Raw genomic sequence first — 22,920 nt, forward strand, 5'->3', positions numbered from 1 at the left:
CAATGGGGGGCGCTGGGGTGGAATTCCGATCGCTATCGGGCGGGCTGAGCGGGCTGCGCATTGGTGTGGCTGCGTCGTCCGTCATTGCTGTGCTGGTCGGTCTCTGCCTCTCGACGAGCCCCGTCCGGGCTCAGCAAATATTCAACGGATCGCAGACCACGCCGAACGGCACCGTCAACGGCGGAGGCGGTGTCTGGGACAACACCACGACCAACTGGACGGATTTCTTCGGCGCGACCAGCACGGCCTATGATCCCTTGTCAGCCGGCACCCTGTTCGGCAGCAGCGGTCCCTCGACGCCGGCGACAGGCGGGACGGTGACGGTCACGCCGGGTGGCGTCCAGCTCAACAGTCTCGTGGGCTTCGATCTCACCGCCGATGGTTCAGTCTACACCATCCAGGGTGGCGGCCTCAGGCTGGCCCCGGGGGACACCACATTCTTCACCAACGATGTGACCGGCACCACCGATCCGTCGGCCATCATCGTCTCGCGCATTGTCGGCAGCGACGGGATCAGTGTTCAGGGGCCGGGTACGTTGGCGCTGCTCGGCGCCAACACCTATACGGGGGGCACATTCATTTGCTCCTGCGGATCCTTGCAGCTTGGTGACGCGACGCATACCGCGAGCATCGTCGGTGCCGTGACTAACGAGGGCTTCTTCAAAATCGTCAATGCCGACACGTCGGGCATCACGACGCTCTTGAACGACTTGTCCGGTACGACGCAGTTCCTCAACGCGACCTCCGCCAGCTCGATGATGATCACCAACAATGGCCAGTTGCTTTTTGGAGATCCGTTGGGTGGCGGCACCGACACCGCCACGGCCGGCCACGCGACCATCATCAATGACGGTGGCTTGACCGGCTTCTTTGGCCGGACCAATGCGGGCACGGCCACCATCACCAACCAGAATGGCGGCGGCACAGCATTTCTCGAGCAATCCTCGGCCGGCTCGGCAACGATCGTGAACAAGGATTTCGGCTCGACCTTGTTTGGGACGCCGTTCGGAACCGACACGGCGACCGCCGGCAACGCAACGATCATCAATGAGGCTGATGGTCTCACCAATTTCGGTGCGTTCACGACGGCTGGTAACGCCACGATCATCACCAAGGACGGCGGCAAGACCGAGTTCTTCGACAATTCCACCGGCGGCAACGCGCGCTTTATCACCATAGGTACAGGCATTGTCGATTTCGGGGACAGCATCGGCCTGAACAGCGACGGCCGCATCACCGCGGGTTCGATTGAAGGTAGCGGCTCCTACTACATCGGTGGCGGCAACACGCTCGTCGTCGGCGGCAACAACCTGTCGACGGAGGTCAGCGGTGTCATAGGCGATTTCAATCCTTGCGGTTGCGGTCCCGCCGGACCGGGCTCGCTTGAAAAAGTCGGCAGCGGAACGCTGATCCTTTCGGGCATAAACACCTACACCGGCACCACAACGGTGAATGGCGGCATCCTGCGGGTTGATGGCGATATCTCCCAATCGAGTCTGACCACGGTGAACGCGGGCGGCGCGCTGTTCGGCGCCGGGATCGTCGGCAACACCACCATCGCTGCCGGCGGCATCTACGCGCCCGGCGACGGCGGCCCAGGCTCGAGCATGCAGGTTCTGGGTGACCTCGCCTTCCAGTCCGGTGCGGTCTACCTCGTGCAGGTCGGTAGCGGACCCACTGCGAGCTTTGCCAACGTTTTTGGCAACATCACGCTGAACGGCACCGTCGGCGTCTCGCTATATGCCGGCAGTAATGTCTTGCCGCAGTACAAGATCATGCAGTTTTCCGGCTCGGCCACCGACAATTTTTCCGGTGTCGCCGCGCCTGGGGGCCTGGTTGGCACGACGACCGTCGATCCCTCTGGCACCGTCTATCTGAATTTCGCACTCGACTATGGCGCGAAGTACGGTCTCAACGTCAATCAGAAGAACGTCGCCACGACGCTTCAGAATTTCTTCAACGCGAATGGCTTCCTTCAGGCCGAATTCGCGGGGCTCGGTCCCAACGGCCTGACGCAGGCTTCCGGCGAGTCGGCAACGGGATCGCAGCAGACGACCTTCAACGCGATGAATTTGTTCCTCGGCCTGTTGACCGATGTGTTCGGCTCCGGGCGCAGCGGCGCGCCCGGTCCGACGCCATATGCCGACGACGCGACTGCGAACGCCTATGCTGCGACCGGCAAGAACGCGCGTGACAAGAGCGTGCGCGATGCGTTTGCCTCAGTCTACCGCAAGGCACCGCCCGCCGCGTTCGAGCAGCGCTGGGACGTGTGGGCAGCGGGCTATGGTGGCTCGCAGACCACCGACGGCAATACGGCGCTCGGCTCCAACAATACCAGCAGCAGTGTCTACGGCACGGCCGTAGGCCTCGATTACCGCTTCTCGCCGTCGACGATTGCCGGCTTCGCGCTGGCCGGCGGTGGTACCGGCTTCAGCGCCAACGGGCTCGGCTGGGGTCGCTCGGATCTGTTCCAGGCCGGCGCCTTCGTGCGCCATATGGCTGGACCGGCCTACATCACGGCGGCGCTGGCCTATGGCTGGCAGGATGTCACCACCAACCGCATCGTCACCGCCGCCGGCGTCGATCAATTGCGTGCGCAGTTCAACGCCAATGCGCTCTCGGGCCGTGTCGAGGGCGGTTATCGTTATGCAACGCAGTGGATCGGCCTGACGCCGTATGCCGCGCTCCAGGCCACCATGTTCAGCCTTCCGAGCTATTCGGAGTTTGCGGTGGTCGGCAACAATACTTTTGCGCTCAACTATGCCGCCAAGGACGTAACCAGCACCCGCACCGAGCTCGGTTTTCGCGCGGACAGGTCGTTCGCAGCGGCCGGCGGCCTGATGACCCTGCGCGGCCGCCTTGCCTGGGCGCATGACTTCAATCCGGATCGCACCGTCGGCGCGGTGTTCCAGACGCTGCCGGGCGCGGCCTTCGTCGTCAACGGCGCCGCCCAGGCGCGCGATTCAGCGCTGACCACGGCGGCGGTGCAGATAAACTGGATGAACGGCTGGTCCGCGTCGGCGACCTTCGAGGGCGAGTTCTCGAACGTCACCCGCTCCTACGCTGGCAAGGGCGTCGTGCGCTACGCGTGGTAGGCTTTACCGCTTCTGCTGTGTGGGCTTGCGCGGCGGGCGCGGGGCAGCGGCGGGTGACGGCGTCCCGCTCATCTTGTTGGCGGCCTCGCTGAGATCGAGCAGCATCTTGCGGCCGTCCTCAAGGTAGCCTGCCGATTTCCTCTTCATGGTGTCGGCGAGCTCGTGCAGTCCCTTGATCTTCTCGAACAGCTCGTCGGCCTTGCCGTCGACGAAGCCTGGCATCACGCTCTCAATCTTGGTGACCGCCTTGTCGAAGCCTGCGAAGGCGGTGTCGACCTTGGCCATGACGGCATCGATCTCGCCGCCCTTGCTCCTGAGGTCGGCGGTATAGTCCTCGAAAGTGCGAAGGCCCTCCTTGATCGCAGGGGCGTTGCTCACGATCGTGCGGTCGACACTGTGCAGGGTGTCGACGATGGATTCGGCGTCACTGAGATCGGCGGTCAGCACCGGGATGCCGTCGGCATCGAGCGGCACCGGAGGCGCAGACGGGGCGCCGCCGATCAGCGAGACCGCGGCAACGCCGGTGAGGCCCTGGAACTCGATGCCTGCGACCGTGTCCTTGCGGATCGGCGCGGTGTTATCGAGCGACACCAGCGCCACGACCTTGCGCGGATTGTCCAGCTTGATCGACAGGATCTGGCCCGCCGGTACGCCATCGAAATTGACCGGCCCGCCGCGGCGCAGTCCGCTGGCGGAACCGCCTTCGAACACGACGCGCAGCTGGCTGCGGCTCTGAAGAGCGCGCCATTTCTGCACCCCGAGCAGCCCGCCGAACGCCACGGCGATCACCGCCAGCGTTGCCGTCCCGATCACCAGATTGCTCGCGCGTGCCATCAGGGGCGATTCTACGGCCAAAGCGGGGAAGTTGGAAGAAGGCCGAATGGCCGCGATTCTAGGTAAGGCGGGTTAGGGAAGTGTAACCCGCCTTACGCGACATCAATGTCCGGCGGCGCGTTTGGCGGCCGCATTGTTCAGCACGATCAGGGCGTCGACCGCCACACCCGTCTTGGTGTTGATCAGGAACGGATTGATGTCGATCGAGGCGATCCTGTTCCCGGCATCCGCGATCAGATTGGACAGGCCGACCAGCGCTTTCACGGCGGAGGCCTCGTGCAGGGACGGCTTGCCGCGATAGCCGCGCATCTTGATGCCGGCCTTGGTGCGGCCGATCAAAAGTCGGGCCTCGGCCTCGTCCAGCGGCGCGCCGGCGAGCGCAACGTCCTTCATCAGCTCGATGTCGATGCCGCCGGTGCCGAACAGCACGACCGGCCCCATCTCGGCATCGAGCGAGGCGCCGACCACGAGTTCGAGATCGGCCTTGACCTGCTGCGCGATCAGGATGCCGTCGAGCTTCGGCTTGCCCTTCAGCTTCGCCACCCGCGCCGTAATGCCGGTGAAGGCCTTCTTCACCTCGGCGGCGTTGTTGAGGTTTAGCACCACGCCGCCGATGTCGGATTTGTGCAGGATCTCCGCGCTGACGAGTTTTGCGACGACCGGAAAGCCGATCTGCTTGGCGATCTTCACGGCCTCCGCCGCCGTCTGCGCGATCGCCTCTTTCGAGATCGGGATGCCATAGGCCTTCAGCAGCTTCTTCGAGGCGACCTCGTCGAGCGCGGCACCGGTCGCCGATTTCAGTGCCTTTTCCAGCGCGGCGCGCGCGGCTGGCTTCGAGCTCGAGACGATGTCGGGCACTTCTTTGCGGAGCTTGGCATAGGCGAGCAGAGACTTGATCGCGGTGACCGCGCGGTCCATGCCCTGCATGACTGCGAGATGCGGCAGCGATTTGCGCAAGCCCTTGGTGAACTCGGTGAAGCCGATCGACATCGCGCTGACATAGATCACGGGCTTTGCGGCCTGGCGCGCCATCTCGTCGACGATGCGCAGATTACGCTCGCGCAACTCGTGCGGCGCCTTGGGCAGCTCGGCATCGACGATGACGATGTCGATATCGGGGTCGTCGATCATCAGCTTGATCGACTTCATGTAGACGGAGGGATCGACCACCGCGGCAAAGCCGGCGTCGAGCGGATTGCCGACGATCGAGCCCGGCCCGAGCATTTTTGCGAGCTCCGAGCCGACATGCGGGCTCAGCGGCGCAAAGTTCAGGCCTTCGGCATAGAAGGCGTCAAGCAGCATGCCGCGCTTGCCGCCTGATAGCGTGACAGCTGCGAGCCGGTCGCCTTTGGGCACGGCAGAGTGGACGAAGCATTCGGTGGTCTCGATCAGCTCGTCGAGCCCGCCGACCCGGATCACGCCTTCGCGTGTCGCGACGGCATCGAACGTCTCGATCGAGCCTGCGAGCGCTCCGGTATGCGCCATCGCGGCGGCGCGGCCGCCCTCGGATGAGCCGAGCTTGAGCGCGATCACCGGCTTGCTCGCGGCGCGTGCCGCCTTGCAGGCATCGCGGAACGCCTGGGTGTTGCGCACGCCTTCGAGGTAGACGACGATCACCTTGATGCTCGGGTCCTCCGCGAAATAGCGCATCAGGTCCGGCGTCTCGAGCCCGGTCTCGTTGCCGGTCGTGACCATGTAGCCGACGCCGACACCGCGATCCTCGAGCGCCTGGCGGATCGCCATGACGATGGCGCCGGACTGCCCGGCGATCGCCACCGCGCCCTGCTCCATGGTGACGATGCGGTCGTCGATATTGGTGAATAGCTTTTCGCCGGCGCTCAAATTGCCGAGGCAATTCGGCCCCGTGACCGCAAGTCCGGTCTCGCGCACCGCCGCTTGCAGCTCAGCGGCGAGCTTCTGGCTCTCCTCATCCTGCAACTCGCTGAAGCCAGAGGTGACGATGGTGGCCGAACGCGCACCGGCCGCGGCGGCGTCGCGGATCACCTGCACGGCAAAGCGCGCCGGCACCAGCACCAGCACGTGGTCCGGCTTTTCCGGCAGGCTCGCAAAGTCCTTGAAGCAGGGGACGCCCCAGATCGTCTCGCGCTTGGTGTTGACCGGATAGAGGCCGCCCTCGAATCCGTATTTGACCAGATTATTCCAGATGCGCTCGGCATAGTTGCCGGGCTTGTCGGTCGCACCGACCAGCACGATGTTGTGCGGGTGCAGCATAGCGTGGATGCCCTTGACAACGTCACCGGCGTCGGGCGGTGGAGACCACGGGCGAGGAGAAACGGCAGACACTCGGGCTTCCATGGCGCTTCCTCACCTTTTGTTCTTGTTGCCGCGCGCTGTCATGCGTCGGGTTCGGCTGATCGTAACTGATGCCATGCCGCGAGGCGGAATGGATGAGATGCTGCGATAAGGCTAGCATCACCAGACTTTTGGCGAAAGTGCGAACGATCCGGTGAAGTGCTAGGAATCCACGCGATCATTCTCCAAATGGTGCTCATGCCGCTGCTCTCCGTTGTCGTCCCAACTCTCGATCGTCCCGATACGCTGCGACACGCGCTGGCAACCATGGCCTGTCAGCCCGCCGACGCGGATTGCGAGTTCGTCGTCCAGAACAATGGCGGCAACCCCGATATCGCGGCGATGGTCGAGGGCCTGAAGGACGCGCGCTTCAAGCACTTCGCCAGCGACACGGTCCTCACCATGACCGACAATTGGGAGGCGGCGCTCGGCCATGCCTCGGGCGAGTACGTCACGTTCATCGGCGATGACGACGGCTTGATGCCCTATGCGTGCGCGACGGCGACGGACATTCTCGCGGGCCGGAAGATCGATCTGCTGAGCTGGCGCGCCTACAGTTACTACTGGCCGGACTATTATCATCCGGCCTTTCGCAATCGGCTGCTGGCGGAGATCGACCTTGCCTCGTCGGTGAAGCGGGTCTCCTCACGCAGTGAGCTGGCGCGTATCTTCGCCTTCCAGGCTCACTATTCATACCTGCCGATGATCTACAATTCGTTCGTCCGTCGCAGCGTCATCGATCGGATGCGGGCGATTGGGGGGCGCTATTTCATCGGTCTTTCGCCGGATGTCGCGTCCGGTATCGCCAACGCCGCGCTGACCGACAGCTTCGTCCGACTGTCGCGGCCGCTTGGCATGTCCGGGATTTCGTCGCACAGCACCGGTCATGCGCTGTTCTTCGAGACGACGGATCTGCTCGCGACGTCGCGAGGGGCTCGCGATTTCGGGGCCATCGACGCCGAGCTGCAGCTACCCGATCTGAACGCGCTCGAACTCTTCATCGCCAAGGACATGCTCGTCCTCAAACGCCTGCTGCTGGCGGATGACAATCACGTGCAGCTCGGCTACAGGGCACTGGCGCAGGCCCTTGCGACCGGCATCAACGATCGACCGCTCCTGTATGACCGGACCGTGCAGACCATCGGCGAACTCGCCCGCACGCACGGCTTCGACGTCGCCGACATCATCGTTCCTGCACACCTTGCGGATCGTCCGTCGCCCGGGCGACGGGGCGTGCGTGCCGCTGGCCCGAACCGGGCGACTTACGAGCTCGACGGCTCTGCGCTTGGGCTTTCTTCGATCGCGGATGCGGTGCGCGTGATCGCGCAGTTCGTTCCGGACCAGGAGCCGTTCGATCCGGCCAATCTGGAAGTTTCCGCGTCCGTGCCGCTGCTGGGAACCGAGGAACTCGACTTCGCGCGTGAGGGGACCGGCGTCGCTGCCCTGATCGAGGGATGGAGCGAGACGGAGGAATGGGGCACCTGGTCCGTTGCCAGGAGCTGCACGCTCCGTTTCGAGGTCCGTCCCGTTCCATCACGACCACTCGAGCTTGTGCTGGCGTGCCGGGCCTTCGTCTCCGAGAAGAATCCGCAACTGCGTGTCGTCTGCCGCGTCGGCAATGGCGCGCTACAGCAGCTGGATTTCTCGATGGATGCGTTCGCCGGCCTGCGCAGGCTGATGCTCGATCCCGTCGCGATTGCTACCGATGGGACGTTGACCATCAGCCTGGCGCTATCCGATCCGCGCTCGCCGGCGGATCTGGCGTTGAGCTCCGATGTGCGGCCGCTGGGTATCGGCCTTGAACGGGTCTGGCTCGATCGCGGTGTCCGCACCCCGCAACATCGCTGATCCCGGCTTGCTCAGTAGCGCAGCAGGCTCAGCTTGTAGGCGTAGTGATAGGCCAATTGCTTGGCGAGATAGGATGCGATGGCGCGGCGGATTTGCAGCTGTGTCGGATCGAAACCGAGAACGCGGCGCCGCAGGATGCCCATCTCCTTGACGCCGACCGCGTAGGTCGAAGCCGTCTTCTGCGCATCGTGGATGCGGAAGCAGGCGAGGAATCGCGGCAGGCGTACGAACTTGAATCCGGCGGCCTGCGCCCGCAGGATGAAGTCCCAGTCCATCGCATAGTGAAAACTCTCGTCGATCGGTCCGATCCTGTCCCACACACGCCTGCGCCAGAACATCGTCTCCTGCGGAATATAGTCCGCATATTGCAGCGCTGCGCCGTCATGCGGCGGCAACACGGCACGCCCGACCTCGAGCCCCTCGCGATCGACGAAGACGCGATGACCATAAACAACGTCGACGTCGGGATGGGACATGAAATAGTTGGCCACATAGGCCAGCGTCCCCGGCAGCAGCATGTCGTCGCTGTTAAGGTAAGCCATGATCTCGCTGTCGACGCCGGCGAAGCCGAGATTGATGGCGTTGGACTGTCCCTTGTCCGGCTCGCTCTTCCAGCTGATGCCGTCGCCGCGGCTCTTCAGCAGACCGACCGTGCCATCGATCGAAGCGCCATCCTGCACGTGGTAATACAGGTTCGGATAGTTCTGGCTGACGATGCTCTCGATCGTGGCGCCGAGATATTGCGCATGATTGTAGCTGGGCGTGACCATCGCGATCCGCGGTGCATTTTCCGGCGCTGGCGGTGCGGGCGGGAACGCGGTCAGGTTGAGCAGGCGCGGCGGATATTGCTCGAAGGTCCATATCGGCGGGCGGCGCCAGAGGCTTCGAAGCGAGGAGCGTCTCTGCCCGGCGGCAATGAGTTCCAGATTCCTTTCCAGGAGCGCGACTCGGTTTTCGAGCTGTTCGAGACGCTGCCTGTACTCGTCGTCCATTATTTTTTGCCCCGAAAATTGCGGCGTCAAAAGATCAATCGGTCATTCTTATAGGTCTGCGGGCGACGGCGCTAGTTCGGTGGACCCATCAATGTAGCTCTCCGGTCGTCTGACGCGATTGCGAACCGCTATTCATCGGTTCTGATCAGGGTGGCATGCAGGATGTAGCGCTCCGGGCCGGGCGTGACGGCGTCGAACGGCCAGCAGGTCGTGAGCACGAGTTCGACATCTTGCGTTGCGGGATCGATGCCGGACTCATCGAAACGAACGACCGCGGAGGAATCCGCGCGATAGCGAAAATGCTTGCCGTCACTGCGTGTGACATCGATTTCGTCACCAATGGCAACATTCCGCAGGAACCGGAAATGCGTGTCGCGATGCGCAGCATATACGGCAATGCCGCGCTCGCCCGCATCAACCGTTTGGTGGAGATGGCCGGGGCCGAAAGCGAGCGCGTGACCGCTCGTGCCGTCCAGCACGATCGCGCTGGCGCCGATCCGCTTCACCTCTATCCGCGCGACCGGCCAGGTATCGGCCCATGACCACGGTTTGACCGCCCGGCCTGTCGTCACGCTCTCGTTGAATGCACGCTCCAGCAGCACCTGCGCGAGCCAGGCTTTTGCATGGATGTAGGCGCCGTCGCCGAACAGGAGGAGGCCGACGAGCGTCAGCGCGAGAGGAGAGATGAGGCGGGGCATTGGTTCGATACTCGTCACGACGCTCGAGAAAAAGGCGCGCGCGGCCGTTGTTGCGGGACGGGCAGCCGCGCGCGCTAACAGAGGAGATCGGGGGCTCCTCTCTCAAGCGGCGTCAGTGAGCAAGGTCTGACGACGGTTGAACACGAACAGGATCAGGGCCAGCATGATCAGGATCAGGCCTGCGATCATCGTCAATTCGGCCGAGGTTGCAGTCTTTGGCAGGCGGATCGCATCGGGCGCGGCGGGGGTCGGCCGCCTTGCCGCCGGCTGGCTGCGCGCATCGGCATGGCGTTCGCGGAGCTGCGTCGGCGCTTGCTGCGGCCGTTCGCCAAAGACCTTCTCGAAGTTCCAGCCGGCCGGAAGGTTGATCGGTAATTCGCTGAGCTTGAGCGGCGCGCCCTCGGGGCGGCTCGGCGTCTTGTCGACCGCGACGAGGCTGGTGAGCCGCGTGACGATCTGATGGTCGAGCGCCAGCGCCAGGATCGCCTTGTCAGAGTCCTCTGGCGCCATCTCGCGCATGGTGCGCGCGACCTCGGCATCGCCGATCTTGCGTCTGGCCCAGAGTTTCGACAGGCCCTTGCCTTCGGCCGCATTTTGCAGTGGTAGCGTCACCGACCACGGGCGGTCGCCAACGCGTCCCTTGATCTCGAGCGAGCCGGCGAGCTTGTCGAGCTTGGCCGCCAGCACCAGCGGCTCGTCGCGATAGACGTCGGGAATGATCGCAGGCGTCACGTCGGCCTTCGCGTCGGAAAATTTTACGCTGAGGCCGGTCACGGCCGGATTCTCAAGCTTGGCGAACAGGCCACGCATGCGCTCCTCGACCTGCTCGACCGAGCCGATATGGGTGAAGGCACCGCGGCCGAGCTCGGAAGCGCGCGTCATGAGGTAGGTGTTGGGCGCGGAGCCGATGCCGACCATGAAGACGCGCGAGCGGCCGCGCATCGACGTGATCGTTTCGAACAATTGCTGCTCGTTGCCGATTGCACCGTCGGTCAGGAACACGATCTGGCGGACCATGCTGGTGTCGCCGAGCTTGTCGGTCAGCGCGGCGCGCATCGCCGGGACCATCTCGGTGCCGCCTCGCGCTTGCAACGCGTCGACGAACGAGGTTGCCTCACCGACATGCGCGGCATCCGCCGGCACGGAGGCCGGAAACAATACGTCCATGGTGTCGTCGAAGCGGATGACGTTGAAGCGATCGGTCGGTTGGAGACGAGAGAGCGCGTAAGTCAGGCTGGCCTTGGCCTGCACGATCGACGTGCCACCCATCGAGCCGGAATTGTCGATCACGAACACGACTTCGCGCGACAGCGGCTTTTGCGTCGCCTGCTCGGCGCTGGGCGGGGTGACGAAGGCGAGCAGATAATCGGCGTCGCCGACATGCTCGCGGAACAGTCCGACAGACGGCGCCTTCTCGGCGGCCGGCTTCCAGGTCAGCTCGAAATCGCGGTCAGCGGGCACCGCGCCGGCGGCGAGCGTGACGATGCGGGTCGTATTGTCAGGGCTTTCCGTCTTGACGTTATGGTGGTGGCTCCTGACCTCGCCGAGCGCAAAGCCGGCCTTCAGGCGCACCGTGATGCTGGTCGGATTGACCGGGGCATTCTTCGCGGGGTCCAGCACCGGCGGTGAGATGCGATCTCGATCCGGCACAGGGTTCGAAGCCGTCGCGCCCCAGCCGGAGCCGTCGTTGCGGAAGTCGACGCTCTGCACGATCCGCGCCGGATTGTAGCGCGGAGCGACCACCAGCGGCAGGCGCAGCGAATATTCGTTGCCGCTCTGGTGCACCGGCTCCTGATATTCGATCTGCACCAGCACGGTTTCGCCGGGGCCGATATTGGCGACCGAATTGGTGAAGATGTTCGGCCGCTCCTGTTCGGTGAGCGCGGCCTTCTGGCCGGCGCTACGCGCCTGCTCGTAGATGATGCGGGCCTGCTGCCGCTCCTTGATGTCCCCGACGATGACGCGGTCGCCGACCACCATCTTCAGCGTATCGACGGCGCCATTGGTCGCGAGCGGATAGACATAGGTGGCCTCGACCCAGTCCTTGGTCGGGTTGCGGAAGATCTGGGTGATGCGGGCGCGCAGCGTCGGGCCCGATACCGTGATGTCGACGTCGGTGCCGAGGCGGATCGCCTCGGTATAGGCGCCGTCTTCTTTCAGCAGCAGGCTGCCGGATTTGGCATCGCCGGGCTGGAGCAGGCCGGCCTGCTCGGTCGTCGCCGACCAGCCGGGCTCAAAGCTCACCAGCAGGGCGACGAAGGCGACCAGCATCACCGCGATGCCCTGCACCAGAAGAAACAATCCGACCCTGATCAGGCGGCCCAGCATCGGGTGCTCGTCGCTGTCTGTAGTGTCGTAGCTATCCATTTGGCCTGCTCCGGTAGGATGTTTGCTGGTCCTCAGCATCTGCCGGGAGGCCAAGTCTCGCGAGCAGAACGATCGGCAATGTTCCGCCGCGGCCGGCCCGGGTGGGCCGCAGCCGGGCGGCGAAGTGCGGTTTTGTGCTGGTTTGTCCGCCCTGCTAGACTGGCGGCCCAAGGCAGGGTCGACGATGCAGACGCAGGACGACAAGCAGTTTTCCGACGAGCAGAGCCACGAGATCGCGGAGACCATTCGCGAGGAGCTCGCCAGGCGACGAATTTCCCGGCAGGCGCTGGCCGAGCAGGCCAAGCTCAGCCTGTCGACGTTGGAGAAGGTGCTCGGCGGCCGCCGGCCGTTCACGCTGGCGACGACGGTGCGGCTGGAGCAGGCGCTGGGTGTGTCCTTGCGCAAGAGCGCCGCCGTGGTGACGCCTCCGGCTGCAAATGACGTCGCGCCGGACAGCCTCGGCTCCTATTCGCATCGCGCCGTGACTTGGATCGAGGACGTCTACATCACGCTGCGGCCGTCCTTCGGCGACAAGGATGCGATCTTCGCCTACCGCACCGAGATCGTCTGGGAGCCAAAAGTCTCTTCGCTGGTGTTCCGCGAGGGCGAGCGGACCGATGCGGCCTATGAACACACCGGCGAGGTCGCGGTGCCGCACCAGTCCGGCTTCATCTACCTCGTCATCATCAAGCACGGCCAGCACCGCGTGATCACGGTGTCGCGGCCGACGGTAACAGGCGCGATGTACGGGATCATTTCGACGCTCCGCGCGGGCCCCGGCTCGCAGCTGACGCCGATTGCGGCGCCGATCGCCTATGTGCCCGCGCGAAATATTGTCGATCCGTCCGTGGGCCGGATCACATCCGATCAGGCAAATTACAAGCTATACCGGGATCACCTTCGCCGCACCGTCGACGAATCTTTTGCGTTGTTTCTTCCCGCCTAGTTCCTGCGCCCGAGTCGGCGAGCCAAGCAATCATGTTAAGTCGTGAGATCCCGGCATGAGTCCCGTCCGACCCATGTTCTCCATCATCATCCCGCTCGAATATCACCGCGGGCAGTGGGAGCAATCCTGGCTCGGCTGGGTATCGCAGACCGCGGATAAGTCTCTCTATGAGATCATCCTGGTCGTGCCGCCGGATTTCACGGCACGCGAGGAGCTGAAGGCGCTCGCCGGCGACGAAACCCGGATCGAATATACCGGCTTGGGGCACGACATCGGGCTTTGCGCGTTCGGCGCGACCAAGGCCCGCGGCAACTATCTGTTCTTCACGGAGTCGCACTGCCGGCCCGAACCTGACGTGATCGCGCTCTGCATTCGCGCCATCGATGCTCATCCCGACTGGGCCGGCTTTTCCTGCCGTTCGGTCCCGATCTGCCACAATCGTCTCTCTGTTGCAGAAGCCGCCATGTACCAGGCCGACATCGAGTTCGGCATGACGCAGCATCCCTGGCGCAAAGTGCTGGACCAGTGTTTCGTGACGCGGCGCGACGTCTATTGGGAATGCGGCGGCCTGCGCGAGGAGTTCGGTCATTTCGCCGAATGGTTGCTCGCGGCCGCATATCATGCCAGAGGCCATTACATTGGTTATCTGGAAGAGGCGCGCTTCCATCACCATTACATCGGCGAGCTCGGTGAATTGAAGAAGTTCACGCTCGATTTCGTGCAGGGCGAGGTCCGCTATCTCGGCGAGGACCTCCGCGATCCCGGTAGCGAGCTTCTCGAAATTCCCTTCGAATGGAGCAACCGCAGCGAACGCGATGCCGCGCTTGCCCGCAACGCGTTGATCGCACTCGTGCGCTATAGCCTCGCAGGCCGCGGTTGGCGGCGGCCCGATGAGAAATTGCGGGCCCTGCGGCGCTGGGCCGCGCCGGCGCTGCTCGGCGATCTCCCCGCGCGCGCTTCCGCGCGGCTGGCAGCATCATGTGCGCGAGGCGTGCTGGCTTTTCTGGCGTTTGCCGGATCGAGCAAGGCGGTCGCGCGATGGATGCGACGATATATCGCCGCGCTGATCCGGCTTCAGAGGCTCGACTGCATTCATCGTCTGCGACGAGACGACGGGCTCGTCGCGGGCTCCCTTGGTGAGCATGTTCGTGCGCAAGCCGGATTCCATGCGATCGAGGCATTGGCCGGTCATACCTTCCGTTGGAGCGAACCGCAGGCTGCCGTCCGCATCAAGGGAAGCCCAGGCCGCAACACGGTCCGCATCCAAAGTCCCGCTCTCCGCGCGCCGCTGGAGAGGATCGGCGCGTATTTCTATCTCGATGGGGCGCGCGTCGATCCTGCCGCGATCGCGATTGGCCCGGGCAGCTACGCGCTGAATCTCGATTTGCCCGCCTCAGGCACGGCGACACTTGCGTGGATATGTCCTGTGTTCAGGGGCGTCGACGACGCGCGTTATCTTGGCCTGTCCGTCGTGTCCATCGACCTGGAACAGGAGCGCGGGTGGTCTGATGCGGGACCTTCCCTCGCGGTTGTAGCAGCGAATTGATCGCCTTGTCGGCCGCGTGGGCAAAATGAATGGCGGCACTTCAGCCGCCATTCGGTAGGTCTCACGGTTCGGCAAGTCGCGTCAGCCGCCCGTTTCCGCGCTGATGATGTCGCCGAACAGCTCCCACTGGCCCTTCTTGAACCGCCACATCTTGAGCTGCTCGATCGGCGCGAAGTCGGTGGACGAGGTGTTGATCCTGATGCCGGGGATCAGCGTGTCGGGCACGAAGTCCTTGAGGCTGGCGGCCTGCTTCATCACGTTCTCGCGGGTCAGATTGTCGCCCGACTGCTTCAGCACCTGCACCATGGTCTGGGCCGCGGCATAGGCGTAAACCAGGTTGGCGTCCGAAATGTTCGCGCCGGGCATGTACTTGTCGATGAAGACCATGAACTTCTTCATGCCTTCGTCGTCCTTCCACTGCGGATCCGACGCGTCCTTCAGATAGCCCGCCGACAGCACGCCTTCGGAGGCTTCGAGGCCGGCCGGCTTCATCACCGCGCCGATCGACACCGAGACGTCGGTCATGAGGTGCATCGGCTTCCACTCCAGCTCCGCGATCTTCTTGATGGCTTGAGCTGCGAATTTCGGGGTTGCGATGTTGACGAAAGTATCGGCGCCAGTGCCCTTGAGCTTGACGATATGGGCATCGATCGAAGGCTCCGACGTTTCGTAGCTTTCTTCGGCCACGATCAGCTTCGATGCCTTGTCGCCGAACACGTCCTTGATGCCGGCGAGGTAGTCCTTGCCGAAATCGTCGTTGGCATAGAAGATCGCGACCTTCGCGTCCGGCTTCTCCTTCAGAATGTATTTTGCGAAGATTTGCGCCTCGACCCGGTAACTGGGCTGGAAGCCCATGGTCCAGGGAAAGCTCTTCGGGTCGTTCCACTTGCTGGCGCCGGTGGCGAGGAAGAGCTGCGGCACCTTCTTGGAATTATGATATTTCTGCACGGCGGTCTGTGTCGGCGTTCCCAGCGCGTTGAACACCAGGAAGACCTCGTCGCTCTCGATCAGCTTGCGGATCTGCTCCACGGTTTTCGGCGGCGAGTAGCCGTCGTCATAGGAAATCCAGTTGATCTTGCGGCCGTTGATGCCGCCCTGGTCGTTGATCATCTTGAAATAGGCTTCCTCGGTCTTGCCGATGACGCCGTAGGCGGACGCAGGACCCGAATAGGCCTCGACATTGCCGATCTTGATTTCGGTGTCGGTGACGCCGGTGTCGTACGCTTTCTGCGCGTAAGCACCCTGGGCGGTGAACAACGTCAATGCCGTTGCTGCGGCAAATAGGGCGAGTTTCTTGTTCATGAAAATTCCTTGAATTTTTCCTTGGGGTTTTCTTTGCGGTTTCTTCTGGGTTTGAGCAGGCACGTCAGAAACGAAGAAGCGCCCGTAAGGGGCGCTTTGGTCAGGCGTTGGCGACTTTCTTGTCGACCTCGGAAGTGACCGAGAATTCCTTGCGCAACGTCGGCTTGTGGATCTTGCCGGTGGCGTTGCGCGGCAGCGCATCGACGAACCGGACCTGGCGCGGACATTTGAAGCGCGCGAGATTGGCGGCGCAATGCGCGAAGACATCGGCCTCGGTCAGCTGTTGGCCCGGCTTGACCGCAACGATGGCGAGCCCCACTTCGCCCCATTGCGGATCCGGAATGCCGATCACGGCGGCTTCCGCAATCGCCGTGAGCTGATGCAGGACGTTCTCGACCTCGGCCGGATAGACGTTCTCGCCGCCGGAGATGTACATGTCCTTCCAGCGGTCGACGATGTAGTAGAAACCTTCCTCGTCGATGCGCGTTGCATCGCCCGTGTGCAGCCAGCCGTCAGTGAAGGACGATCTGTTCGCTTCCGGCCTGTTCCAGTAGCCCGGCGTGATGTTCGGCCCCTTGACCCAGAGTTCGCCGAGCTCGCCGACACTGGCATCGCTGCCGTCGGGTCGCACGATCCGCACTTCGGTGTGCAGCACCGGCTTGCCGGCGGAGCCTGCTTTGCGCGCCGCATCCTCGCGGTCGAGCACCAGCACGGCGGGCGAGGTCTCGGTCATGCCGTAGCCCTGCTGGAGCGCGACGCCGCGCGCCTCCCACACTTTCAGCAGCGGCACCGGCATCGGTGCGCCGCCGACACCACCGACGATCAGCCTGCCAAGGTCAGTCGTCGCGAAGGCCGGATGCTGCGCCATGAACTGGTAGATCGCGGGCACGCCGAAGAACACGTTGATGCCCTGCGCGGGGTCGTTGATCAGGCCGAGCGCGGTGCCGGGATCGAAGGCGCGCATGATCATGACGGTGCCGCCGGCATGCAGCACCGGATTGGTGTAGCAGTTGAGCCCGCCGGTGTGGAACAGCGGCAGCACGGTGAGCAGCACCGATGACGGCCCAATGCAGGCGGGGCCACCGAGATTGACGCAGTTCCAGAAGGTCATGCCATGGGTGATGGTCGCGCCCTTCGGATGACCCGTGGTGCCCGACGTGTACATGATGGTCGAGACGTCATCGAGCGTGACCTCCTCGATCCGGTCGAGCGGCTTGGCGGCCGCGATGCCGGCCTCATAGGCGCCGCCGGGACCGAGCAGCAGGCTGGTGCCAATGCCGCACAGTTTCGCCACCGCAAGCGCGGTCTCGGCGAGATCGGTGTCGTGGATCATCACGTCAGGCGCGCAATCGCCGGTGATGAACTGAAGCTCGGGAACGGTGAGGCGGGTGTTGAGAGGCACGAAGATCGCGCCCAGCCGTCCGCAGGCGAACTGCACCTCCAGCGTATCGGTCGTGTTCAGTGCCAGCACCGCGACGCGGTCGCCGCGCGAGACCTCGAGGGTGTCACGGAGGAATCCCGCCAGACGGGAGATTCGCGCATCGAGCTGCGCATAAGTGAAGCGGCGCTCACTCGCGAGGTCGATGACCGCGAGCTTGCCAGGCGTGCGGCGGCCATGATGGACGATCCAGTCGTAATAACGAACGGCCAAAAATCCCTCCCTCGGCGGACTTGCGTCGCCTCGTCCCTTCTTGCTGTGCACTATGCCCGGCGTGGCCCTGGGGCCAGCCGGAGTTTGTGCAGCACGTCTTTTTTTTGCCCCGGAGTTGGCCTGCGAGGGACGAAAATCGTCTTGCGTTGAGTTGCTAGGCCATGGCCAGCCGTGGAACGGTTCCCCAGTCAGCCACTCTGCGCAAGTGAACTGCAAATGTTCCAGCCATGGTGGACAGGACGAATGCGCCACCGAGGCGAGAATGCGATGAAGAGCCCGTTCTATACCGCCGAGCATGACGCCTTTCGCGACGTCATGCGCCGCTTCGTTGACAAGGAGATCGCGCCGTTCGCCCATGAATGGGACGAAGCCGGTGAATTCCCCCGCGCGCTCTATCGCAAGGCCGCCGAGATTGGGCTGCTGGGGCTCGGATTCCCCGAGGAATATGGCGGGATCGCCGCCGACCAGTTCATGAAGATCGTCGCCAGCCAGGAATTGGCGCGGGCCGGCGCCGGTGGCATCAGCGCCAGCCTGATGAGCCACACCATTGGCTCGCCGCCGATCGCGCGCGCGGCGCGGCCGGAGGTGAAGGCGCGTGTGCTGCCGCAGGTGCTGGCGGGTGAGAAGATTTCCGCGCTCGCGATCACCGAGCCGGGCGGCGGTTCGGACGTTGCGAATCTACGGACGAGGGCGCGGCGCGACGGCGATCACTACGTCGTGAGCGGCGAAAAAACCTTCATCACCTCAGGGATGCGCGCGGACTATCTGACGGTTGCGGTGCGCACCGGCGGCGAGGGCGCCGGCGGCGTCAGCCTGCTCCTGATCGAGGGCGATACGCCCGGCCTTTCCAAGACAAAGCTGAAGAAGATGGGCTGGTGGGCCTCCGATACTGCGACGCTGCATTTCGACGACTGCCGCGTGCCGGCCGAAAATCTGATCGGCGAGGAAGGCCAGGGCTTCAAGATCATCATGCAAAACTTCAACAGCGAGCGCATGGGCATGGCGGCCGGATGCACGGCCTTCGCCCGCGTCTGCCTCGACGAAGCCATCGCCTACGCCAAGGAGCGCAAGACTTTTGGCAAGCCGCTGGCTCAGCATCAGGTCATCAGGCACAAGATCGTGGACATGGCGCAGAAGGTCGCGGCGTCGCAATCAATGCTGGAGATGCTGGCCTGGCGGTTGGAGCAGGGCGAGAGCCCGGTCGCCGAAATCTGCATGATGAAGAACCAGGCGACGCAGACCATGGCGTTCTGCGCCTCGGAAGCCGTGCAGATCTTTGGCGGCGCCGGCTTCATGCGCGGCATCAAGGCCGAGCGCATCTACCGCGAGGTCAAGGTCAACGCCATCGGCGGCGGCACCGAGGAGATCATGAAGGATCTCGCCAGCCGGCAGATGGGGTTATGACGAGAGGAAGAGATGCTATTTACCGCCGACCACGACGAGATCCGCCGCTCTCTGCAAAAATTCATCGCCAACGAGATCAATCCGCATGTCGATGAGTGGGAAAAGGCCGACATCTTCCCGGCGCATCAGCTGTTCAAGAAGATGGGCAGCCTCGGCTTCCTCGGATTGAACAAGCCGGTCGAGTTCGGCGGCTCCGGCCTCGATTACTCCTACGCGCTGATGATGGCGGAGGAGCTGGGCGCCATCACCTGCGGCGGCGTGCCGATGGCGATCGGCGTGCAGACCGACATGGCGACGCCGGCGCTGGCGCGGTTCGGCTCCGACGAGGTGCGCCGCGAATTCCTCAGCCCGTCGATATCAGGCGACTATGTTGCCTGCATCGGCGTCTCCGAGCCCGGCGCTGGCTCCGACGTGGCCTCGATCAAGACCAGCGCGAAATCTGACGGCGACGATTACGTCATCAACGGCGGCAAGATGTGGATCACCAACGGCACCCAGGCCGACTGGATCTGCCTGCTCGCCAACACCGGCGACGGGCCCGTTCACCGCAACAAGTCGCTGATCTGCGTGCCCATGAAAGCCAAGGGCGTCAATGTCGCGCGAAAGCTCGACAAGATGGGCATGCGCTCGTCGGACACGGCGCAAATCTTCTTCGACAATGTCCGCGTGCCCAAGCGGAACCGGATCGGCGAGGAGGGCAAGGGCTTTACCTACCAGATGGTCCAGTTTCAGGAGGAGCGGCTGTGGGGCGCGGCCGCCTGCCTGAAGGCGCATGAATACATCATCAATCAGACGATTGAGTATACAAGCAACCGCAAGGCCTTCGGGAAGTCGATCCTCGACAACCAGGTCGTCCATTTCAAGCTCGCGGAGATGCAGACCGAGGTCGAGCTGTTGCGTGCGCTGATCTATCGCGCCGCCGAGCAACTGGTCGCCGGCGAGGATGTGACGAAGCTCGCCACCATGGCGAAGCTCAAGGCCGGCCGGCTCGGTCGCGAGCTTACCGACGCCTGCTTGCAATATTGGGGCGGAATGGGCTTTACCAATGAAACGCCGGTCAGCCGTGCCTATCGCGACAGCCGCCTGACCTCCATCGGCGGCGGCGCCGACGAGGTCATGCTGATGGTCCTGTGCAAGATGATGGGTACGCTGCCTGGCAGCAAGGGAAACGCCTGATGATCACGCTCTATCACTGCGACGGCGCGCGCTCCTTCCGTCCACTATGGATGCTGGAGGAAATGGGGCTTCCTTACGAATTGAAGATGCTGCCGTTCCCGCCGCGCGTCTTCGCCAAGGAATATCTCGCAATCAATCCGCTGGGCACGATTCCCTTCATGGTCGACGGCGAAGCCAAGATGACCGAGTCTTCCGGCATCTGCCACTATCTCGGCATCAAGCACGGTCCGACGCCGCTGATGGTCGGTCCCGAGGATCCCGCCTATGGCGCCTTCCTGAACTGGATGTATTTTTCCGACGCCACGTTAACCTTCCCGCAAACGCTGGTGCTCCGGTACACCCAGCTCGAGCCGGAGGAGCGCCGCAATCCGCAGGTCGCCACCGATTATGCAAAATGGTTTTTGGGACGCTTGCGCGCTGTCGAGGCAGCGACAGGCAATGCCGAAACATTGTGCGCGGGCCGTTTCACCGCCGCTGACATTGTCATCGGATACGCGCTCCGCCTCGCCGACAATATCGGCCTCGCCAAGGATTTTGGGCCAAATGTCGCGGCCTATTGGGCGCGATTGCAGCAGCGCGACGGTTTCAAGCGCGCGGTTGCTGCGGAGCAGAAGGCAGGCGCCGAGCAGAATGTTGCGCCGCGCGTGAGGGCGTAAGCCGGCGAAGGCTGGGACTATTGTCTCATAACGGCTCCGGACGGCGCAACGCCCGTCCTGAACTGGCGATGTTTTGCGCTCCATGACAGCGCTATCCCGCCGTGACAGCGCCCAAATTTCCGCTAAGGTGATTTCCGTCCGCAGCGGCCATAGAGCCGCGCGAGGAGGATCCCAATGGAAGATAACGGTCGCGAATCCGACCATCTCATGCTGATCACGCCCGAGCGGGTCTTCTATGCCGGCTTGCTCGGCCGCCCCCGCAAGCGGACGCCTGGTTGCTGCCATGTCTATGTGGCCGTGAAAGGCAGCCTGCATCTGACCATCGACGATGTCCTCGCCACCGGCGAACTGTTCGTCACCCTGCCGAACCAGCGGCATTCCATTGCCAGCGATTACCGCACTGCAATCAGCGTCACGCTTGAGCCGGAGAGCATGCCGGATGGCGTGATCGAGGCCCTGGCCGCGCGGCTGATGGGACCCGACCGGGCCGTCTATGCCCGAAAAATCCTTGCGGCCTACGCGCTGCTGCGGCAGCGCCGCTATAACGACATCAACACCGCCGAGTTCGACGAGATGTGTTTTGGCGAGGCGCTGCCGCGCCGCGTGCTCGACCCGCGCGTGATGCGCGCCGCCGCCCGCATCGGGCGCTTCTCCGGCGAGCCGGTGACGGCGGATACTTGCGCGGCGGAAGCAGGCCTCTCCGCCTCGCGCTTCCTGCATCTGTTCAAGGAGGAGACCGGCATCTCGTTCCGCTCCTTCCGCGCCTGGAAGCGTGCGCGGCATCTGCTGCACTTCGCCAACCAGGACCTCAACCTTGCCCATCTCGCGCAGGACATCGGCTATCCCGACTCCACGCATTTCAGCCACTCGATCCGCCGCTTCTACGGGTTGAAGCCGCGCGCGATCTTCGTAGGTTCGCGGGATCTGGCGATCTATCGGAGCAGCGAGACGGTGAGGCTCGCGGAGGCGAGCTAGATCGGCTCTCGTAGGGTGGGTTAGCGAAGCGTAACCCACCACGTCTGGCTCCGCGAAAACCAAAGAGGTGGGTTACGCCTTCGGCTAACCCACCCTGCGATTCGTCGTTCTTTTCCAGCTTCTCCGCGCAAGAAGCCGCATGCCGCGCGTCACATGATCGCAAGCGTTGAATTCTCAACCTGCGAGACATGAGTGGCATGAGCGACAAGGCCGTCATTACCTGCGCGCTGAACGGCGTGCTCACCGACCCGAAGCAGCACAACGTCCCCGTGACGCCCGAGCAGATGGCGCGCGAGGCCAGGGCTGCATTCGATGCCGGCGCGTCCGTCATGCACATCCATCTGCGCCAGCAGGCACCCGACAAAGGGCATCTGCCGTCCTGGGAGGTCGCCGTCAGCAAGGAGATTCAGCAGGCGATCCGCGAAGCTTGTCCCGGCGTGATCATCAATCACACCTCGGGTGTATCGGGGCCGAACTACTCTGGTGCGCTCGATTGCATCCGCGAGACCAGGCCGGAGATCGCTGCCTGCAACGCCGGCTCGCTGAATTACCTGAAAGTGAAGGCCGACAATAGCTGGGCCTGGCCGCCGATGATGTTCGACAACGCAGTCGAGAAGGTGAAGGACTATCTCGACGTCATGAACGCGGTCGGTACCATCCCCGAGTTCGAATGCTTTGACGTCGGCATCGTCCGCTGCGTCGGCATGTACACCCAGGTCGGTATGTACAAAGGCCCGCTCGAATATAATTTTGTGATGGGCGTCGCCTCCGGCATGCCGTCGGATCCCGATCTGCTGCCGATCCTGATCAAGCTGAAGCGCCCCGAAGCGCATTTTCAGGTCACCGCCATCGGCCGCGAAGAAATCTGGCCGCTGCATCAGCGTTGCGCCGAGCTCGGCGGTCACTTACGCACGGGCCTCGAGGACGCCTTCTATCTCGCCGACGGCAAGAAGGTGACGTCAAACGGTCAGCTGATCGAGGCCATCGCCGCTTGCGCCCGCCGCGCCGGCCGCGAGATCGCAAGCCCCGCCGAGGCGCGCAAGATCTTTGGGACGAATCGCTGAACGAAGCCACACCCGTCATTGCGAGCGAAGCGAAGCAATCCGGAATCTTTCAG

16 protein-coding genes are annotated in these 22,920 nt (G+C 63.6%); 9 read left to right on the forward strand and 7 right to left on the reverse strand.

Annotated elements, in window-relative coordinates; all coding sequences use genetic code 11:
- Nucleotides 1-2: 2 nt before the first annotated feature.
- Nucleotides 3-3,095: an autotransporter outer membrane beta-barrel domain-containing protein gene (locus BMW89_RS27490; protein WP_092030890.1), complete on the forward strand. Its 3,093-nt coding sequence runs from the start codon at nt 3-5 to the stop codon at nt 3,093-3,095.
- Nucleotides 3,096-3,098: 3 nt separating this feature from the next.
- Here the strand turns inward: BMW89_RS27490 and BMW89_RS27495 are convergent, their stop codons facing one another.
- Nucleotides 3,099-3,929, reverse strand: coding sequence for an MlaD family protein (locus tag BMW89_RS27495; protein ID WP_092030893.1), 831 nt, complete (start codon nt 3,927-3,929; stop codon nt 3,099-3,101).
- 102 nt (nt 3,930-4,031) lie between these two features.
- Nucleotides 4,032-6,245 (reverse strand): acetate--CoA ligase family protein, encoded by a 2,214-nt coding sequence (locus tag BMW89_RS27500; RefSeq protein WP_092030896.1) that lies wholly within the window; start codon nt 6,243-6,245, stop codon nt 4,032-4,034.
- A gap of 186 nt (nt 6,246-6,431) precedes the next feature.
- Here BMW89_RS27500 and BMW89_RS27505 point away from each other — a divergent pair, with 186 nt between their 5' ends.
- Complete coding sequence (locus BMW89_RS27505; RefSeq protein ID WP_244547698.1) at nt 6,432-8,090, forward strand: glycosyltransferase family 2 protein; 1,659 nt, start codon at nt 6,432-6,434, stop codon at nt 8,088-8,090.
- A gap of 11 nt (nt 8,091-8,101) precedes the next feature.
- Here BMW89_RS27505 and BMW89_RS27510 read toward each other — a convergent pair whose 3' ends face one another.
- From BMW89_RS27510 to BMW89_RS27520, 3 genes are all read right to left on the reverse strand, one after another.
- Nucleotides 8,102-9,082 carry a glycosyltransferase family 2 protein gene (locus tag BMW89_RS27510; protein ID WP_092030898.1) on the reverse strand — a complete coding sequence of 327 codons (981 nt, stop codon included), beginning with the start codon at nt 9,080-9,082 and terminating at the stop codon, nt 8,102-8,104.
- 128 nt (nt 9,083-9,210) lie between these two features.
- Entirely contained in the window at nt 9,211-9,780 is a 570-nt protein-coding gene (locus tag BMW89_RS27515) for a class GN sortase (RefSeq protein ID WP_092030901.1), read from the reverse strand.
- Nucleotides 9,781-9,882: 102 nt separating this feature from the next.
- Nucleotides 9,883-12,147 (reverse strand): marine proteobacterial sortase target protein, encoded by a 2,265-nt coding sequence (locus BMW89_RS27520; protein ID WP_092030903.1) that lies wholly within the window; start codon nt 12,145-12,147, stop codon nt 9,883-9,885.
- Nucleotides 12,148-12,331: 184 nt separating this feature from the next.
- Here BMW89_RS27520 and BMW89_RS27525 point away from each other — a divergent pair, with 184 nt between their 5' ends.
- Entirely contained in the window at nt 12,332-13,093 is a 762-nt protein-coding gene (locus BMW89_RS27525) for a helix-turn-helix transcriptional regulator (RefSeq protein ID WP_092030906.1), read from the forward strand.
- A gap of 55 nt (nt 13,094-13,148) precedes the next feature.
- Nucleotides 13,149-14,639 (forward strand): glycosyltransferase family 2 protein, encoded by a 1,491-nt coding sequence (locus tag BMW89_RS27530; protein ID WP_092030909.1) that lies wholly within the window; start codon nt 13,149-13,151, stop codon nt 14,637-14,639.
- A gap of 81 nt (nt 14,640-14,720) precedes the next feature.
- On the opposite strand, the gene BMW89_RS27535 is transcribed toward BMW89_RS27530, so the two are convergent.
- The gene (locus tag BMW89_RS27535; RefSeq protein ID WP_177196352.1) at nt 14,721-15,941 is read right to left on the reverse strand and encodes an ABC transporter substrate-binding protein; all 1,221 of its coding nucleotides are present in this window, start codon (nt 15,939-15,941) and stop codon (nt 14,721-14,723) included.
- 100 nt (nt 15,942-16,041) lie between these two features.
- Entirely contained in the window at nt 16,042-17,592 is a 1,551-nt protein-coding gene (locus BMW89_RS27540; protein ID WP_092030914.1) for an acyl-CoA synthetase, read from the reverse strand.
- A gap of 267 nt (nt 17,593-17,859) precedes the next feature.
- On the opposite strand from BMW89_RS27540, the gene BMW89_RS27545 reads away from it, so the two are divergent.
- The 5 genes from BMW89_RS27545 to BMW89_RS27565 all read left to right on the forward strand — a co-directional run bounded on the left by BMW89_RS27545 (nt 17,860) and on the right by BMW89_RS27565 (nt 22,867).
- Entirely contained in the window at nt 17,860-18,996 is a 1,137-nt protein-coding gene (locus BMW89_RS27545; RefSeq protein ID WP_177196353.1) for an acyl-CoA dehydrogenase family protein, read from the forward strand.
- Nucleotides 18,997-19,008: 12 nt separating this feature from the next.
- A complete protein-coding gene (locus tag BMW89_RS27550) occupies nt 19,009-20,172 on the forward strand; it encodes an acyl-CoA dehydrogenase family protein (protein ID WP_092030919.1) in 1,164 nt (387 codons plus the stop codon).
- Entirely contained in the window at nt 20,172-20,828 is a 657-nt protein-coding gene (locus tag BMW89_RS27555) for a glutathione S-transferase family protein (RefSeq protein WP_092030922.1), read from the forward strand. Before BMW89_RS27550 ends, BMW89_RS27555 begins: the two co-directional genes overlap by 1 nt.
- A gap of 174 nt (nt 20,829-21,002) precedes the next feature.
- Entirely contained in the window at nt 21,003-21,803 is an 801-nt protein-coding gene (locus BMW89_RS27560) for an AraC family transcriptional regulator (protein ID WP_092030925.1), read from the forward strand.
- A gap of 197 nt (nt 21,804-22,000) precedes the next feature.
- The gene (locus tag BMW89_RS27565) at nt 22,001-22,867 is read left to right on the forward strand and encodes a beta-keto acid cleavage family enzyme (protein WP_092030927.1); all 867 of its coding nucleotides are present in this window, start codon (nt 22,001-22,003) and stop codon (nt 22,865-22,867) included.
- Nucleotides 22,868-22,920: the final 53 nt, after the last annotated feature.

The organism is Bradyrhizobium sp. OK095 (assembly GCF_900109945.1).
Lineage (GTDB): Bacteria > Pseudomonadota > Alphaproteobacteria > Rhizobiales > Xanthobacteraceae > Bradyrhizobium.